Here is a 17,208-nt window from a genome sequence, read left to right as displayed (position 1 = left end):
GCATTCTCCGCCGTCCCGGGTAACGGGAAGCAGCGGAGAAGGTTCCGTGTGCTGCAGGCGGGTGCGGATGCCTCAGGCGAAAGGGAGGCGGGCCTTTCGGCTTGCGGGATCGTGCCGCGGAGCTTTCGACTCCCGTTGGGAGTCCGCCGATCACGGACGACATGAAAGGAGCACCGCAGGGCGGATTCAACCGGGCAGCGCTTCCGGCACGGAGGATGAATCCCGGCGAAAGCCTGCCCGCTGCGGGAAGTGCCCTTTGTAAAGAAGATGCCCCGGGCCGGACGGCCCGGGGCGGCTGGAGGAGAGGAAGCGGAAGGGGACGCGGCGGTTTCGTGAGGCTCTGCCGTCGCGTGCGGTGAGCGTCGCGGCGCTGCCGGGAAGGTGGCCGCCCTTATCCGGTATCCCTCCGGGCCAAAACCGGAGGGGGGACTCCGACGGCCGCGGTATGCCGTCGGACGGGCGGCTCGAGCCGCATTTCAGGAGGTACCCGAGCGCCGCAGCGCATCGTCCCCGCGACCGGGTCGGGGAAGGTTCGTCCCGGTCACACAGACACTCAACGCACCAGCTCGGGGATCGTTGACAAGGGGAGGCAAAAAGGGCGGCACGGGCTGCAGCCGGATGTCCGGAATTCGCGATGGGCGCTGGCTGCCGGGCGCAGCTACGGATTCAGTAGGAGAGTATTCTGTCTGCGGCGCGCATCCGCGCGGCCAGGAATTTCATGTTCGAGAGGGTCACGAACTCGTTTGCATCCACGCCGTGGATGCCCATGCACTTGCCTCAGGCCGCGAGCACGCCCTCGCTCAGGGTGAAGAGCTTGGCCTGCTCCCTTATGGGGAACCGCTCGCTGTCGCCGTCGAGCAGCGTCACGGCCGATCCGTTGAGGAAGATGGTCACGTCGTCGCCCTCGTTGAGCAGGAAATTGCCCAGCCGCACCGCATTCCATTTGATCTCCGGGTCAGCGGATGAAAGCACGATGAGTATCTGCACCGTCTATCAACCTCATGTTTTTGATTTGTAATATCTATACATGGCGGGCGCGGGCGCGGCAAGCGCGGGGCTTTCGGGCGCAAAAAGGCCCCCGGGCCGGGGCCCGGGGGCTGCGTGGGTGATGCGGCGGATGGGGCGCCGGCCGCGGATGTCAGGAGACCGCCGAAGCGGCCCCTTGGCATGTGGGGCAGCGCGCCGGGCGGCTAGGAAGCGGCGTGCTCCTTGCGGGCGTTGTGCTTCTTGCGGTGGATGGCCTTGCTGTCGCGGTTCTCTTCCTTGCGCAGATGCTTGCGCTCGGCGGGGGTGAGCTTGCCGTCCTTCTCGGCCTTGGCGATGTGCTTGTCGAGCTTGTGCTCGCGCTTCTCCAGGTGGCGGGCTTCCTTGTGGGTCAGGGCCCCGGACTTCTCGCCCTGGCGGATGCGGTGCTGCTGGCGCTCGGCGCGGTGCTCGATGGCGGGCGCGGCGGGCGTGGCAGGCGTGGCGGCCGGAGTGGAAACGGCCGGAGCGGCCGGTTGGGCCTCGGCCGGGGCGGTCGACTGGGCATGGGCCGCGCCGGCCAGGAGGGTCAGGGCGGCGGCGGTGATCAGGGTCTTGGCGAAGCGCATGTGCGTTCTCCTTGGAAAGTTGCGCCGGGGAAGAGACTCCACCGGCAATCTGCCGTATGCAACGCGCTTCACGCAGGAAGGTTTACCCGGGAGACGGAAAAAGATTGCGGCCGCCCCGGGTTTTCCCGACGCCACGGGCATGCTACAGGCTGGCTGGGAGCGGCCCGGCCTGTAGCATGCCGGGGCCGCACGGGAGGCTCACATGCTGCGGATCAAGCGCGCCTATGAAGAGGCAGGGGAAGGCGACGGCACGCGCTACCTGGTGGATGCGCTCTGGCCGCGCGGCGTTTCGCGCGAGCGGCTGCGCATCGCGGCCTGGCTCAAGGCCGTGGCCCCGGGGGCGGGGCTCCGCAAGCGCTTCCACCACGAGAAGGAGCGCTGGCCCGAGTTCCGCGAGGCCTATCTGGCAGAGCTGGGCCAGGCAGAGGGCGAGGCTGCCGAGGCGCTCGGCGAGCTGCGCCGGGCCATGGCCGAGGGCGACGTGACCCTGGTCTACGCGGCCCGGGACGAGAAGCGCAACAACGCCGTGGTGCTGCGCGAGTTCCTGGCCGGAGGCTGAGATTTGCGCCGCACCCTGTGCCGCCCCCTCAGCGACGCCGGGCCCCCATCAGGCAGCGGCAGGCCATGGCTGAAGGCGTCGTGCCGCAGGTGATCGCCTCCCCGACTCCAATCCCTGCCGAGGCGATCTGCCACACCCCCGGGGCGCAGGGTGGGCAAAAGTGTCCCGCAGGGGCTTGTGAAAGAGTTGACAAGCTGGCTTCGGCAAGATATTGATCACTCAAACAGGCTGAACTTCGGACGATAATGGTCTGAAAAAGGTTCAGTCCCCGCCCCTGATTTCATCTGACATTCCACCGCATTGCTCCACTCCCTTCTCCGTCACGCATAGGGTCTTCCTATAGCTCTAATAAGAGCTGTCTATCTGTACGGGATCATTTACTTTCGCCCGATTTTTGGTAGATATCGGGAACGATTTCCGGATCAGATCATCCGGCCGCCCGCATCCAGTCGGCCCTCCTTTCGGAGGTGGATGCGGGAGGCCGACTATCCAGACCAGACCCAGCGAGGGCTGCGCCCGTCGGACTCCCGAAAGGGAAGGGCGCGCCTGAAACATCGCGTTGCGGACGCCCACCCCGGGCGTCTCAAAATAGAGGCAGCGGCGACCCAGGCCCGCATCGGCGCGGGCAGGGACGCAAACCGATCAGGGGGTATGTATGGAGCCTATCCAACCGAGGGACATCCCCGCCGCGATCAAGGATAAGCTTGCCGGACTCAACCTGAACGCATGCTTCACCTGCGGCATGTGTTCGAGCGGGTGCCCCATCACCGGAACTCCGGGAATGGAAGGCTGGGACACGCGCAAGGTTATCCGCATGCTTGCCTACGGCATGGTCGACGAGGTGGTGGAGTCCAAGTTCCCGTGGATCTGCACGGGGTGCGGCCGGTGTGCCTACGCCTGCCCGCAGCACATCGACATCGTGCCCATCTTCGGCTTCATGAAGCACCTGCGCAACCGCGACAAGGTGCCGGGCATCCTGCACAAGGGCGTGGAAAAGGTCCTGGCTTCCGGCAACAACATGGACATCCCCATGCAGGACTACCTGGCCACCCTGAAGGACGTCGGCGAGGAGCTGGCGGACGAGGAGTGCCCGGGGTTCTACGTGCCGGTGGACAAGAAGGACGCCGAGGTCCTGTTCTTCCCCAACTCCAAGGAGATCTACGGCGACTTCGAGGACATGAAGTGGTGGTGGAAGATCTTCTACGCCGCGGGCGAGAACTGGACCGTGCCTTCCGAGAACTGGGAGGCGGTCGACTGGGGCCTGTTCACGGGCAACTACGAGGCCACCAAGGTCCTGGCCCAGCGCAAGATCGACCTCATGCACGACCTGCAGGTCGGCACCATGATCATGCCCGACTGCGGCGGCGGCTCCTACGGCTGCCGTACCGGCATGAAGATGTGCGAGCTCGAGAACCCGGACAACAAAGCCTCCTTCCTCTATCTCTACGACTACCTGAAGAAGCTCATCGAAGACGGCCGCATCACGCTCGACAAGAGCGTGCACGAGGGCCGCACCTTCGTGTGGCACGACTCCTGTAAGCACGGCCGCGAGCTCGAGCGCCACTTCGGCCGCGGCTACTACGAGGAGCCCCGCTGGATTCTCGACCAGTGCGTGGATTCGCGCGTCGAGTTCTACCCCAACCGCGGCAACAACTTCTGCTGCGGCGCCGGCGGCGGCAACTGGCCCATGCCCTACGAGCAGGAATCCGCCGCGCACGGCCGCTTCAAGTTCGAGCAGATCAAGAACTCGAAGGCGGACGTGGTCGTGGTCGGCTGTTCCAACTGCCGCGACCAGATGATGCGTCGCCTCCCCAAGTACTACAAGGACTACCAGTACGAGGTGAAGTACATCTGGCAGGTCATCGCCGAGGCCCTCGTCCTGCCCGAGAAGAGCGAGGCGGAGATCGAGAAGCTCGCGGCCGAGGCCACCGCGCAGTGGGAGCGCCTGGGCGTCGAGGACATGGAGTATTAGGGAGCACCGGCCGGGCTGCCCCGGCCGACAGGTACGTCACATAGAGGCGTCATTCCAACAAAGGAGACATCCGATGGCAGCGAAACTTGGTTCGGTGCTCGTCGCCGGCGGTGGCATCGCCGGCATCCAGACGGCCCTGGACCTCGCCGAGTCCGGGTACTACGTGTACATGCTCGAAAAGGGCCCGGGCATCGGCGGAGTCATGGCCCAGCTGGACAAGACCTTCCCGACCAACGACTGCGCGATGTGAATTATCTCGCCCAAGTTGGTCGAGTGCGGTCGGCACTTGAATATTGAATTGATGACCCTCTCGGAGATCGCGGGGGTTGCTGGCGAGGCGGGGAACTACACGGTCAAGGTGCGGAAGGCTCCGCGCTACGTGGACATGGAGAAGTGCATCGCCTGCGGGCTGTGCGCCGAGAAGTGCCCCAAGAAGGTTCCCAACGAGTTCAACCAGGGCCTGGACAACCGCAAGGCCGCCTACATCCAGTACGGCCAGACCGTGCCGCTGAAGTACGCCCTGGATGCCGAAAACTGTCTGTACCTGACCAAGGGCAAGTGTCGCGCCTGCGAGAAGTTCTGCCCCACCGGCGCGATCAACTTCGAGGACAAGGAAGAGATCGTCGAGCTGAACGTCGGCGCCCTCATCCTGGCCCCGGGCTTCCACCCGTACAACCCCGGCGAGATCGACTTCTGGGGCTACGACAGGAAGCACCTGCCCGACGTGGTCACCTCCCTCGAGTACGAGCGCCTGCTCTCCGCGTCCGGCCCCTGCATGGGCCACCTGACGCGGCCCTCTGACCACTCCGAGCCCAAGAAGATCGCCTGGCTGCAGTGCGTGGGCTCGCGTTCCTCCAACAAGTGCGACAACGGCTTCTGCTCGAGCGTGTGCTGCATGTACGCCATCAAGCAGGCCCTGGTCACCGCGGACCATACCTCCGGCGACGTGAACCAGACGGTCTTCTACATGGACATCCGCTCGCACGGGAAGGAGTTCGAGAAGTACTACGAGAACGCCAAGGAGAAGGGCATCGACTTCGTGCGTGCCCGCATCCACACCGTCTACCCCGGCCCCGAGGGCAAGGGCGTGCGCGTGCGCTACGCCACGGAAGACGGCAAGGAGATGTACGAGGACTACGACATGCTCGTGCACTCCATCGGCCTGGAGGCGCCGAAGGACGCGAGGAAGCTCGCCGAGATCTGCGACTTCCAGCTCGACAAGTACCGCTTCGCGGCCACGAGCTCCTTCGCCCCGGTCAGCACCTCGCGGCCCGGCATCTTCGTCTCCGGCGCCTTCCAGGGCCCCAAGGACATCCCCCAGTCCGTGACCGAGGCCTCCTCGGCCGCGGCCGCCGCGGCCGACCTCCTGGCCGAGGCCAAGGGCAGCCTGACCCGCGAGAAGACCTACCCGGCGGAGCGCGACATCAGCAAGGAGCCGGCCCGCGTCGGCGTCTTCGTCTGCTCCTGCGGCATCAACATCGCCTCGGTGGTCGACGTCAAGAAGGTCACGGAATACGCCAAGACCCTGCCTGACGTGGTCTTCGTGGAGAACAACCTGTTCACCTGCTCCACGGACACCCAGGTCATGATCGCCGAGAAGATCAAGGAGCACGGCCTGAACCGCATCGTGATCGCCGCCTGCACGCCGCGCACCCACGAGCCGCTGTTCAAGGACACGCTGCGCGAGGCCGGTCTCAACCAGTACCTGGTGGAGATGGCCAACATCCGCAACCAGAACTCCTGGGTCCACCCGGACACCCCGGAGAAGGCCACCGAGAAGGCCATGGACCAGGTGCGCATGGCCGTCGCCAAGGCGCGCCTCCTGGCCCCGCTGGACAAGCTCTCCGTGGACGTGGTGCAGCAGGCCCTGGTGGTCGGCGGCGGCGTCTCCGGCATGACCGCGGCGCTCGGCCTGGCCAACCAGGGCTACAAGACCTACCTCCTGGAAAAGTCGAGCATCCTCGGCGGCAACGCCTGGTCGCTGGACCACACCTGGAAGGGCGAGAAGATCGTGCCGCACATCGAGCACCTCATCGCCCAGGTCGACAACCATCCGAACATCACGATCTACAAGAACGCCACGCTGAGGAGCGCGGTCGGCTCGGTGGGCAACTTCGTCTCCGAGATCGACGTGGCCGGCGAGAAGAAGGCCATCAAGTACGGCGCCGCCGTGGTGGCCACGGGCGCCAAGGAATCCAAGCCCACCGAGTACATGTACGGGAAGGACCCGCGCGTGCTCACGCACCAGGACTTCGAGCACATGATGAAGAAGGAGCCCGAGAAGCTCGACGGCGTGAAGAGCGTCGTCTTCATCCAGTGCGTCGGCTCCCGCGAACCCGCGCGCCCCTACTGCTCGCGCGTGTGCTGCTCGCACTCCGTGGAGGCGGCCGTCCGGCTCAAGGACAAGGACCCGAACATGAAGGTCTTCGTCCTCAACCGCGACATCCGCACCTACGGCGAGCGCGAGGACCTGTACACCCGCTCGCGCGAGAAGGGCGTCATGTACATCCGCTACGAGCCCGAGGCCAAGCCCCAGGTGACGAGCGAGGGCGGCTCGCTCTACGTGACCGCCTTCGATCCCATCCTGCAGGCCCCGGTGAAGCTCAAGGCCGATCTGCTGATCCTGGCCTCGGCCATCGTGCCCAACGAGACCCGCGAGCTCGTGGACCTCTACAAGTGCTCGGTCGGCACGGACGGCTTCCTGACCGAGGCGCACCCGAAGCTCCGCCCCGTGGACCTCTCGGTGGACGGCCTGTACGTGGCGGGGCTCTGCCACTACCCGAAGCCCATCGACGAGGCCGTGGCCCAGGCCCAGGCGGCCGTGGCCAGGGCGGGCGTGGTGCTCTCGCGCACCGTGATGCCGCTCGACTCCATCAAGAGCTACGTCACGGAGAACTGCGACGGCTGCGCCCTGTGCGTGGACACCTGCCCCTACAACGCCATCAGCCTCGCGGCGTACCAGGCGGACGACGGCAAGGAGCATCGCCGCATCCAGACGGACAAGGCCCTGTGCAAGGGCTGCGGCGTGTGCATGGCCACCTGCCCCAAGCAGGGCGTGAACGTGGCCGGCTTCGACATGGAACAGATCAAGGCCCAGGTCCGCGCGGCCCTGGCCGGAATATAAGGAGCGAGACATGGCTGAGTTCGAACCGGTCATCATCGGCTTCCTGTGCAACTGGTGCGCATATGCCGGTGGCGACCTGGCGGGCGTTTCCCGCCTGAAGTATCCGCCCAACATGCGTGCCGTCCGGGTGATGTGCTCGGGAATGGTCCATCCGAACCTGATCGTCGACGCGCTGCAGCACGGCGCGGACGGCGTGATGGTGCTTGGGTGACACCTCGGCGAGTGTCATTACCTGGAAGGTAATAACAAAGCACTGGCTAGGGCCGAGGGCGCCAAGCTCGTCCTCGAGGATCTGGGCATCGACCCCGAGCGCTTCATGATCGGGTGGGTGTCGAGCGCCGAGGCTCCCCGTTTCGCGGAGGTCGTCACCGCGTTCACCGAACAGGTGCGCGCCCTGGGACCCAACCCGCTCAAACAGGCTCAGGCGGCCACCGCCTGAGGCCGGAAGGGAGGAATCACATGGCGCGTATCATCGAGGAATGGCTGAACTCCTGCTCCGGCTGCGAGATCGCCATCCTGAACATCGGCGACGTGCTGGTCGACCTGCTGCCTTCGCTGCAGTTCGTCCACATCCCGGTCCTCATCGACAAGAAGTACTACGGCCAGACCGGCGAAGGGAAGACGCTGGAGATCCCCGAGGCCGACGTGGCCATCGTCTCCGGCGGCGTGAAGAACGAGGAGCATCTCGAGGTCCTCGAGATGTGCCGCAAGCGGGCCAACATCCTGGTCGCGCTCGGCACCTGCGCCACGGACGGCGGCATCCCGGCGCTCGGCAACATGTACGGCAACCAGGCCATCCGCGACTTCTCGTACCGCGAATCGCCGACCACGGTGCCCGGACCCGATCCGGACACCGAGACCTACCACATCCCCGCGATGCTCGAGAACTGCGGGGCGCTCGACGACCACGTGAAGGTGGACATCAAGCTGCCCGGCTGCCCTCCGCATCCGGACTGGATCGCCGCCGCGGTCCTGGCGCTGCTCGACGGCAAGCCCGAGAACCTGAAGCTGCCCGAGCGCAGCGTCTGCGACACCTGCCCCACGATCCGCGAGCGGAAGAAGGGCGGGGAGCTGAAGCGCATGCTGCAGACCCCGGAGTTCGACCCCGAGAAGCCGGTCTCCGAGATGCGCTGCCTGCTCGAGCAGGGCTTCATGTGCCTCGGCCCGGTCACCCGGGCGGGCTGCTCGGGCCTCAAGGGCGAGGCGCCGCGCTGCATCAGCACGCGCATGCCCTGCCGCGGCTGCTACGGCCCCATCAAGGAGGACTCCAAGCCGCTCATGGACTACGTGGGCGCCCTGGCCTCCGTGGGGTACGACCCGGCCAGGATGCTCGACCGCAAGGGCTTCCTCTGCCGCTTCAACGGTGCCCACGGCGTGCTGCACGCGGTGAAGCAGCCGAAGCAGAAATAGGATGATCTAGCAGGACAAACCAGGGTCGCTGGCCGGGGCGGACAGGCTCCGTTCCGGCAGGACCCCAGGAGGCGATCATATGAGTGAAGTTCAGGCCGCCAAGACCCTGAGGGTGGCCCCCATCACGCGCATCGAGGGCCATGCCGGCTTCGAGATCAAGCTCGACGCCAACGGCAACGTGGCCGACGCGCGGATGCAGGTCATGTCCCTCAGAGGCTTCGAGAAATTCGTCGTGGGCCGTCCCGTGGAGGAGGTGCCCCGCATCGTCAACCGCATCTGCGGCATCTGCCCCTGGCAGCACCACCTGGCCTCCAACAAGGCCGCGGACGCCTGCCTCGGCGCGGTCGTGCCGCCCACGGGCAAAAAGCTCCGCGAGCTGTGCCAGATGCTGGCCTACATCCCGGACAAGATCCTGCACTTCTACTTCCTGGCCGCTCCCGACTTCGTGATCGGCCCGGACGCCGACTATTCCGTGCGCAACGTGGTCGGCGTGGTGGGCGCGGTGCCCGATCTGGCCAAGCAGGTCGTGCACATGCGCTACAAGACCCAGATGGCGCTCGAGAAGTTCGCCGGCAAGGTCATCCACCCCATCGCGGCGGTGGTCGGCGGCTACTCCAAGCCCATGCTGGAGGACGAGCGCAAGGAGCTTTTGGCCGTCGTCAAGGAGGCCAAGGACTTCTGCATGTTCACCATCAAGTTCGCGCGCGAGAACGTCTTCCCCAAGTACATCGACGCGGTGAAGATGCTCGGCGTGTTCCCCTCGGGCTACATCGGAACGGTGAACCCGAAGAACGGCGCGCTCGAACTGTACGACGGCGAACTGAGGCTCATGAACATCGACGGCACGTACGACCAGTTCACGTACGACAAGTACGCGGACTACATCGCCGAGCACGTCGAGCCGTGGACCTACCTCAAGTTCCCCTACATAAAGAAGGCGGGCGGGATCAAACTCGACGAGAACGATCCGGTGGGCGTGTACCGCTCCAACTGTCTGGCGCGCATCAACGTCTGCGACCAGATGGCCACCCCCGAGGCGCAAAAGGAGCTCGAGATCTTCCGCAAGGAGTTCGGCCGTCCGGCGCACCTGACGCTGCTCTACCACTGGGCGCGGCTCATCGAGCTCGTGCAGTGCTGCGAGCGCGCCGAGGAGCTCCTGAACGACCCCGAGATCACGGGCCGCGAGATCCGCGCCAAGAACATCGAGCCCAGGGCGGGCGAGGGCGTGGGCTGCGTGGAAGCGCCGCGCGGCACCCTCATCCACCACTACAAGACCGACGAGAACGGCTGCGTGAAGATGGCCAACCTCATCGTCGGCACCACCCACAACAATGCGGGCATGAACCTGTCGATCAAGCAGGCCGCCAAGGCCGTCATCAAGGACGGCAAGTACGACCAGGGCGTCCTGAACATGATCGAGATGGCGGTTCGTGCCTACGACCCGTGAATGTCCTGCGCCACGCACCGCCTGGATGGCGGTATGGCCATGGAAGTGAAGATCATCGACGCCGACGGCCAGGTGATCGAGACGATGAGCAAGTAGAGGAGGCGCCCGGTCCGTTCGTGGTTCACCACGGCCGGACCGGGGCCCCGGCGGGGCCGTCCCGGTGACGGCCCCGCTTTTTCGTTCTAGAGTGTGTCAGAAGCGGGGACTCCCGCGCCATTTTTCCACGGAGGCCACGGAAGCAAGATGGACTGGTCCAAGATGTTCACCTCTCGGGTGCTCGTGTTCGGTTGCGGCAACATCCTCATCGGCGACGACGCCGCGGGCCCCAAGGTCGTGGAGATGCTCGAGCAGGACCCGGAGATCCCGAGCGACGTCGGCCTGCTCGACGTGGGCACCTCCATCCGCACGCTGCTCTTCGACCTCATCCACGCCCCCACGCCGCCCAAGCGGGTCATCGTGGTGGACGCCACCACCCAGGAGGGCAAGAAGCCCGGCGAGTTCTGGGAGATCGACGTGGACGAGATGGACCCCAAAAGGGTCAACGACTTCTCGCTGCACATGTTCCCCACGGTGAACCTCCTGAAGGATCTGAAGCTCAACACCGGCATGGAGGTGCGCATCGTGGTCGTGCAGACGGGCTTCATCCCCGACGAGATCGAGGAGGGGCTCTCGCCCGAGATGGAGGCCGCCCTGCCCAGGGTCGCGGCCAAGGTCAAGGAGCTCTGCCTTTCGGCCTGACGGACGGTGCACGATCCGCTGACCATGCCCAGGGAGGTTGCCATGCGCCTCATCGCCAGGGACTTCGAGAACGAGGAGCGCTTCGCCGGGCGCGGGGCCGTCGCGCGGGTGGACGAGAGCGTCTGCGACGGCTGCGCGTTCTGCGTGGACATCTGCCCCAAGTCCTGCCTCAAGGTCGTTGCCCATCCCCATCGCCCGGGACGGCGCACGGTCAGCGTGGCCGAGCGCGCCTGCTCCGGCTGCGGGGCCTGCCAGGGCACCTGCCCCAAGGAGGCCATCGCCATCCCCGGGCTGTCCACGGCGGAGCTTCGGGAGTGCGTGCGCGCCGCCCTGCGCCAGGCCTTCTCGGGCGTCCCGTCCGGGGAAGAACCGCGGGAGGAACCATGATCTCGTCCGATTCTTCCGACTCCCCAGAGGACGTCCACGAGGAGGGCCTCGGGCCCGACGCCCTGGCCGCGCGCCTGCAGGCGCAAATGGACGCGGCCCACGAGGCGCGCTTCGGCCGCGAGGTGGTGGAGCGCTTCGCGCATCCCCGCTTCCTGGGCGAGCTGCCCCTGCCTGACGGCGTGGGCGAGGCGCGTCGGGGCGGACGGAGCATGAGCGTGCAGCTGGCCCTGGCGGGCCAGGGCGGGGATGCGGGCCGCATCGCTGCCGCGCGCTTTTGGACCAACGGCTGCGGTCCCTACATGGCCGCGGGCGACGCGGCCTGCGAGCTGGCGCTCGGCCGCACCCCGGCCGAGGCCGCCGCGCTTTCGGCCGACGAGGTGATCGCCGTGCTGCCCGGCCTCGCGCGCGAGAAGCGCGAGTACGCCGAGGCCGCGGCCGGGGCCGTGCGCGCCGCGGCCGAGGCGATCCTGGCCCGCGCCGGGCAGGGCGTCGCGAAGGCCGGGGCCGATCCCGCATCCTGCCGCCCGCCCAAAAAGCTGCTCGCCCTCTTCGAGCGCTGCGCCTGGACCGCCAAGACGCTGGGCTCCCTGCCGGAGCGCGAGGACGAGATCCTCTACATCTGGCGCGAGGAGGAGGCGGGCATGGCCGAGCTCTTCTTCGGACCGGCCGGGGCGCGCACGCTCACCGAGCGCCACCCCTCGGTGCGGCGCAGCCTCTACCTCGGCCCGGACGCCAAGGGCGCCTGGGCCCTGGCCGTGCGCGAGGTGGAGCACGCGGGCTACGACGTGCGCCGTGTGGCCGAGGAATCGACCATCGTCTTCGACGGCGAGAAGGTGGGCGCCTATCTGAAGCGCATTCTGGGAAACGACGACGGGGAGGCCTGACCATGCACCCTCCGAAGCGGCTGAAAGACATCTTCGACGCCTGCGCCTGGACGGCCAAGACGCTGGGCGAGCTGCCCGAGCGGCCGGACGAGATCCTCTACGCCTGGCGCGAGGACGAGGCGGACACCGCGGCCCTCTTCTTCGGCCCCTCGGGCGCGCGCATGCTCACGGAGCACCACCCCGCGGTGAAGCGCAGCCTCTATCTCGGCCGGGACGCCTCGGGCTGCTGGGTGCTGGCCGTGCGCGAGGCCGAGCACGAGGGCTTCGACGTGCGCCGCGTGGCCGAGGAGACGGCCAGGATGCTCGACGCGACGAGGCTCAACGAGTACTGGCAGCGCCGCTTCGGAGGCGGCCGGGCGGACGGCGGGAAGGATGCGGGCGAAAACGGCGAGTCTACCGGCACTGCCGGGAAAAAATAGTCCCCTTTCCGCCTCGGCTGGGCTAGCCTTACACCAAAGGTGCAGCTCATGAGTCACGACAGCAAGATCATACGGCCCCCCGAACCTTCCCGCCCAGGAACCCGGGCCTGCGGCCGCGAGTGCGGAGCGGAGCTGGTCTCTCCCTTCACCTGCGCCCAGTGTTGCGATGCCTCCTGGCCCGCGGTGCTCGGCAGCAGCCTCTTCGGACTCTTCCGCACCACCGTGGAGGGCAGGCTGCTCTGCGCCAGCGAGGGGCTGGCGGCCATCCTCGGCTACGAGAACTCGGACGAGATGCTGGCCCTGGTCAAGGACATGGCCCGCGACGTGTACGCCGATCCCGAGGAACGGCACGAGCACATGGCCCGCTCCCTCGCCTCTCCCGAGACCATCTCGCGCGAGATGCGCTGGAAGCGCAAGGACGGCAGCATCGTCTGGGTGCGCTCGGACAAGATCATCGTGCGCGACGAGAAGGGCGCCGTGCTCTACCAGGAAGGGGTCATCAGCGACATCACGGCGCACAAGAGGGCCGAGGATCAGCTGCGCGCGAGCGAGGCCCGCTTCCGTTCCCTGTTCGAGGGCTCGGTCGACGCCATCTATCTCCTGGACCAGGACGGCCGCATCCGCGAGGCCAACGCCGTGGGCCACACGCTCATGGGCGCGGCGCCGGGCAGCCTCGTGGGCAGGCCTTTCACGGATCTCTGCTCGCCCGCGGCCTGCGTGCGCATCGAGAACGTCCTGCACAGCGTGCGCGGGGGCGGCAGGGCCCGCTTCCGCTTCGACATGAAGCGGCCGGACGGCACCACCCTGCGCGTGGACGCGGGCGTCTCCGAGGTCCCGGGCACGCCCGGGGTCATCCAGGCCGTGTGCCGCGACATCACCCCCCTGGTGGAGGCCCAGCGCCGCCTGGGCGACGCCCTGGCCGAGCTCGAGACGATCTTCGAGAACAGCCAGGTGGGCGTCATGCTCGTGGGCGAGGAATACCTCATCCGCCGGGCCAATTCCCGGCTCGGGGACATCTTCGGCTACCAGCCGGACGACCTCGAGGGCAGGGACGTCTCCCTGCTGCACCCGAACCTCGAGTGCTTTCTGGCGTTTCGCGACGAGCTCACGCGCCACATGGTCGAGAAGGGGCAGTTCCAGGGCGAGTGCGAGATGCGGCGGCGCGACGGCTCCCAGGTCTGGTGCCAGATATGGGGCCGGGCCCTGGACCGCTCGAACCTTTCGCGCGGCATGATCTGGGTGGTGGACGACATCACGGCGCGCAAGGCCGCTGAGGAGCTGCGCCAGGAGGTGGAGCGCATCGCCCGCCACGACCTGAAGAGCCCGCTGGGCGCGGTCATCTCCTACCCCGCGATCATCGCCGAGGAGGGCGACCTGACCCCGGAGCAGCGCGACGACCTGGAGCGCATCCGGCAGGCAGGCTTCCGCATGCTCGAAATGGTCAACCTCTCCCTGGACCTCTTCAAGATGGAGCAGGGCACCTACGTCCTGAAGTCCGAGGAGATCGACCTCCTGGCCGTGCTCGAGCGCGTGCTGTGGGAGGTGAACGTCCAGGCCTCGGCCAGGAACGTGAGCCTGGGCGTGCTGGTCGAGGGCCGTGCGCCCGAAAAGGGCGAGCGCTTCGCGGCCCTGGGCGAGGACCTGCTCTGTTCCTCCATGCTCGCCAACCTGATCAAGAACGCCATCGAGGCCTCGCCGCGCCACAGGAAGGTGACCGTCGCCCTTGCCGCCGAAGGAAGCGAGGCCGTGATCTCCATCCACAACGCGGGCGCCATCGCGGAAACCATCCTCCCCCGCTTCGCGCAGAAGTACGCCACGCACGGCAAGCCGAACGGCACGGGACTCGGCGCCTATTCCGCCCGCCTCATGGCCGAGGTCCAGCACGGCTCTCTCTCCTTCACGAGCTCGGAGGCCGAAGGCACGACGCTGACCGTGCGGCTCCCCCGGCCTGCCTAGCCGCGGGACCGGCGCGCAAGGGGCCGGGAAGCCGACGTTCTGGAGGCCCCCCTGGTCATGGGCGCGCGCACGGGGCAAAGGAAGACGCACACGGCCGGAGACGTCTCGAGAAGCGCATGACGGCCGTTTCGACGCGGACGCTCCTGTGTCGCCGCCTATAATGGCGTGTCGATGGTTTCGTTACGGTTCGTGCTTTATGCAGGGGTGTCGTTGAAGGCCTAAGTGTTGCATCGACGCAATGCAGGCTTGAATTGCAGAGGGGTTTTCATGTATCTTCCGGTAATCGACACGGGGGGGCGAGTGTCCGCAGCTTTCTTGCTGCAATCTTTAGGTAAAGATGTTCACGTCTTGATCCGAAACGCAACAGTAGTTTTTCCCGCAAGAATCGCGTTCCTCCCCCGGGGCGCGATTCCTGCGCTCCGCGAATGCCGGCTCCCGGGGGGGCGGCGCCTTTTACACCATGGAGAAGTGACATGCTCAAGGATGTGAAGCTCGGGGTGAAGCTCGGACTGGGATTCGGGCTGCTTATCCTGCTCAGCTGCGGCCTCGGCGTGCTGGCCGTGTACAACATGACCGCCGTGAGCCGAAACAGTGGACGGCTCGCCCAGGAGTTCGTGCCCGAGGTGGCCATCGCCAACAACGTGGAGCGCTCCTCGCTGCAGGCCATGCTCGCCATGCGCTCCTACAGCCTGAGCGAGAATCACGACTACTGGGTGGAGGGCAGCAAGCATCTGAACGACGTGCACGCCTTCCTCGACCAGGCCCAGAAGCACGCCCAGGCCCATCCGAGGCTGGTGGCCCTGAAGAAGGACGTCGGCCTGGCCCAGGCCAAGGTGGACGAGTACACCACGCTCGCCGGGCAGACCGACGAGATGATCCGGGACCTCTCCACCGTGCGCAAGCAGATGGACGCCTCGGCGGCCGCGTTCATGAAGAACGCCAACGCCTATCTGGCCGACCAGCAGATCAAGGCCCGCCTGGCTGCCGCCGGAGACGGAAGCGTCATCGACCGGCTGCAGAAGCTCGCCTGGATCACCGAGGTCATCGAGACCGGCGAGGAGATCCGGGTCAGGAACTTCAAGTCGCAGTCCCTGCGCGATCCGGCCTACATCAAGGAAGGCATCGCCCTCTTCCCCAAGATGGAAGACATTGTGGGCCGCATGCGCGCGCTCAGCACGGACGACAAGAACGTGGCCCAGCTCGACGCCATAAAGGCCGCGGCCGAGGGCTACAAGCAGGCCATGACCGAGTTCCTGGCCAAGTGGGAGAATCTGCGCGCCCTGGACGGCAAGCGCAACACGGCTTCCGAGGCCGTGCTCGGGGCGGCCAGGGACACCGCCACGGCCGGGATCGGCCACACCCAGGAGCTGGCCGACGCGGCCGTGGACAGTCTTTCCCTGGCCTCCAAGGTGGTCATCGGCGGGCTCGTTGCCGCCGTGGTCCTGGGCATCGCCATCGCCCTCCTCCTGACCCGGGCCATCACCGGCCCCATGGCCCGCGGCGTGGCCTACGCCACCAAGGTGGCGGACGGCGACCTGGACCAGGTGCTGGACGTGCACCAGAAGGACGAGGCCGGGCAGCTGGCCGCGGCCATGAGCCGCATGGTGGAGAACCTGAAGGAGAAGATCGCCGAGGCCGAGGAGCAGCAGCAGGCCGCCGCCGCGGCCACGAAGGAGGCCCAGGGCGCCATGTCCCGCGCCCAGGCCAAGGAGCAGGAGGTGCGCGGGCTGCTCGAGACCATGGGCAGCCTGGCCGACCAGGCGCAGTCCATCTCCGAGCGCATGTCCTCGGCCAGCGAGGAGCTGGCCGCGCAGGTGGAACAGGTGACGCGCGGCACGCAGGAGCAGAGCGAGCGCATGGGCGAGACCGCCACGGCCATGGAGGAGATGAACGCCACGGTCATAGAAGTGGCCAGGAACGCGGCCGACGCCTCCTCGAGCGCGGACAAGGCCCGCGCAAAGGCCGGCGAGGGCGCGGACGTGGTGGGCCAGGCCGTAAGCGGCATCGGCGAGGTGCACGCCATCACGCGCGACCTGCAGGAGAACATGGTGGACCTCGGGCACAAGGCCGAGTCCATCGGCGAGGTCATGAACGTCATCTCGGACATCGCGGACCAGACGAACCTTCTGGCGCTGAACGCGGCCATCGAGGCAGCGCGAGCGGGCGACGCGGGCCGGGGCTTCGCCGTGGTGGCCGACGAGGTCAGAAAGCTCGCGGAGAAGACCATGGGCGCGACCAAGGAGGTCGGCGAGTCGATCCTCTCCATCCAGCAGGCCGCGCGCCAGAGCCAGGAGAAGATGCAGTCCGCGGCCAAGGCCGTGGAGCGCGTTACCGACCTGGCCGGTCGCTCGGGCGAGGCGCTGTCCGAGATCGTGGAGCTCGTGGGCGGCAGCGCCAGGCAGGTCGAGGGCATCGCCACGGCGGCCGAGCAGCAGTCCGCGGCCAGCGAGGAGATCAACCGGGCCATCGAGCAGGTCAGCCGCATCGTCGCCGAGACGGCCGACGGCATGGCGCAGTCCTCCCTGGCCGTGCAGGAGGTGGCCACCATGTCCGGCGAGCTCAACCAGATCATCGCCCGGCTCAAGCAGGACGGCGCCGGCTAGCCGCCTTCCTTCCAGGCCCTTTTCGCGAGGGCGGGCCGCGCGCGGCTCGCCCTCGCGTCTTTCCGCCCGTTCCTCCCGCCATCCCCCCATTCCTCCGCCTCGGACTGCAGTTCGACT

Annotated in this window: 14 protein-coding genes; 12 read left to right on the top strand and 2 right to left on the bottom strand. The window is 67.1% G+C overall.

Annotation, left to right across the window (positions count from 1 at the left end; translation table 11 throughout):
* Positions 1-666 precede the first annotated feature (666 nt).
* Together DSX2_RS17270 and DSX2_RS17875 are read right to left on the bottom strand one after the other, a co-directional pair.
* Positions 667-987 carry a DsrE family protein gene (locus DSX2_RS17270; protein ID WP_236615143.1) on the bottom strand — a complete coding sequence of 107 codons (321 nt, stop codon included), beginning with the start codon at positions 985-987 and terminating at the stop codon, positions 667-669.
* Positions 988-1,190: 203 nt separating this feature from the next.
* Positions 1,191-1,592, bottom strand: coding sequence for a hypothetical protein (locus DSX2_RS17875; protein ID WP_020882291.1), 402 nt, complete (start codon positions 1,590-1,592; stop codon positions 1,191-1,193).
* A gap of 202 nt (positions 1,593-1,794) precedes the next feature.
* Between DSX2_RS17875 and DSX2_RS17260 the strand changes: the two genes are divergently transcribed.
* The 12 genes from DSX2_RS17260 (at position 1,795) to DSX2_RS17200 (ending at position 17,091) form a co-directional block, all read left to right on the top strand.
* Positions 1,795-2,151: a DUF488 domain-containing protein gene (locus DSX2_RS17260; RefSeq protein ID WP_020882290.1), complete on the top strand. Its 357-nt coding sequence runs from the start codon at positions 1,795-1,797 to the stop codon at positions 2,149-2,151.
* Between the two features lie 655 nt (positions 2,152-2,806).
* Positions 2,807-4,123 carry a (Fe-S)-binding protein gene (locus DSX2_RS17255; RefSeq protein ID WP_020882289.1) on the top strand — a complete coding sequence of 439 codons (1,317 nt, stop codon included), beginning with the start codon at positions 2,807-2,809 and terminating at the stop codon, positions 4,121-4,123.
* A gap of 73 nt (positions 4,124-4,196) precedes the next feature.
* Positions 4,197-7,247, top strand: coding sequence for a CoB--CoM heterodisulfide reductase iron-sulfur subunit A family protein (locus tag DSX2_RS17245; protein WP_152513013.1), 3,051 nt, complete (start codon positions 4,197-4,199; stop codon positions 7,245-7,247).
* A gap of 10 nt (positions 7,248-7,257) precedes the next feature.
* Positions 7,258-7,686 carry a hydrogenase iron-sulfur subunit gene (locus DSX2_RS17240; protein WP_152513012.1) on the top strand — a complete coding sequence of 143 codons (429 nt, stop codon included), beginning with the start codon at positions 7,258-7,260 and terminating at the stop codon, positions 7,684-7,686.
* A 20-nt stretch (positions 7,687-7,706) separates the two neighbouring features.
* The gene (locus DSX2_RS17235) at positions 7,707-8,657 is read left to right on the top strand and encodes an NADH ubiquinone dehydrogenase (RefSeq protein WP_020882284.1); all 951 of its coding nucleotides are present in this window, start codon (positions 7,707-7,709) and stop codon (positions 8,655-8,657) included.
* Between the two features lie 79 nt (positions 8,658-8,736).
* The gene (locus DSX2_RS17230) at positions 8,737-10,200 is read left to right on the top strand and encodes a Ni/Fe hydrogenase subunit alpha (protein ID WP_084486766.1); all 1,464 of its coding nucleotides are present in this window, start codon (positions 8,737-8,739) and stop codon (positions 10,198-10,200) included.
* A gap of 147 nt (positions 10,201-10,347) precedes the next feature.
* Positions 10,348-10,842, top strand: coding sequence for a hydrogenase maturation protease (locus DSX2_RS17225; protein ID WP_020882282.1), 495 nt, complete (start codon positions 10,348-10,350; stop codon positions 10,840-10,842).
* 42 nt (positions 10,843-10,884) lie between these two features.
* Positions 10,885-11,229, top strand: coding sequence for a 4Fe-4S dicluster domain-containing protein (locus tag DSX2_RS17220; RefSeq protein WP_020882281.1), 345 nt, complete (start codon positions 10,885-10,887; stop codon positions 11,227-11,229).
* Complete coding sequence (locus DSX2_RS17870) at positions 11,226-12,113, top strand: iron-sulfur cluster assembly scaffold protein (RefSeq protein WP_020882280.1); 888 nt, start codon at positions 11,226-11,228, stop codon at positions 12,111-12,113. The genes DSX2_RS17220 and DSX2_RS17870 overlap by 4 nt, the downstream gene beginning before the upstream one ends.
* A 2-nt stretch (positions 12,114-12,115) precedes the next feature.
* Positions 12,116-12,532 carry a hypothetical protein gene (locus DSX2_RS17210; RefSeq protein WP_020882279.1) on the top strand — a complete coding sequence of 139 codons (417 nt, stop codon included), beginning with the start codon at positions 12,116-12,118 and terminating at the stop codon, positions 12,530-12,532.
* A 48-nt stretch (positions 12,533-12,580) separates the two neighbouring features.
* Positions 12,581-14,488, top strand: a complete 1,908-nt coding sequence (locus DSX2_RS17205; RefSeq protein WP_020882278.1) for a PAS domain-containing sensor histidine kinase — start codon at positions 12,581-12,583, stop codon at positions 14,486-14,488.
* A gap of 473 nt (positions 14,489-14,961) precedes the next feature.
* Positions 14,962-17,091 carry a methyl-accepting chemotaxis protein gene (locus DSX2_RS17200; RefSeq protein WP_020882277.1) on the top strand — a complete coding sequence of 710 codons (2,130 nt, stop codon included), beginning with the start codon at positions 14,962-14,964 and terminating at the stop codon, positions 17,089-17,091.
* The last annotated feature ends 117 nt before the right edge of the window (positions 17,092-17,208 follow it).

Source organism: Desulfovibrio sp. X2 (assembly GCF_000422205.1).
Classification (GTDB): domain Bacteria; phylum Desulfobacterota; class Desulfovibrionia; order Desulfovibrionales; family Desulfovibrionaceae; genus Alkalidesulfovibrio.
The sequence above is the reverse complement of the archived record's forward strand: the minus strand, read 5'-3'. Positions and strand labels throughout refer to the sequence as shown.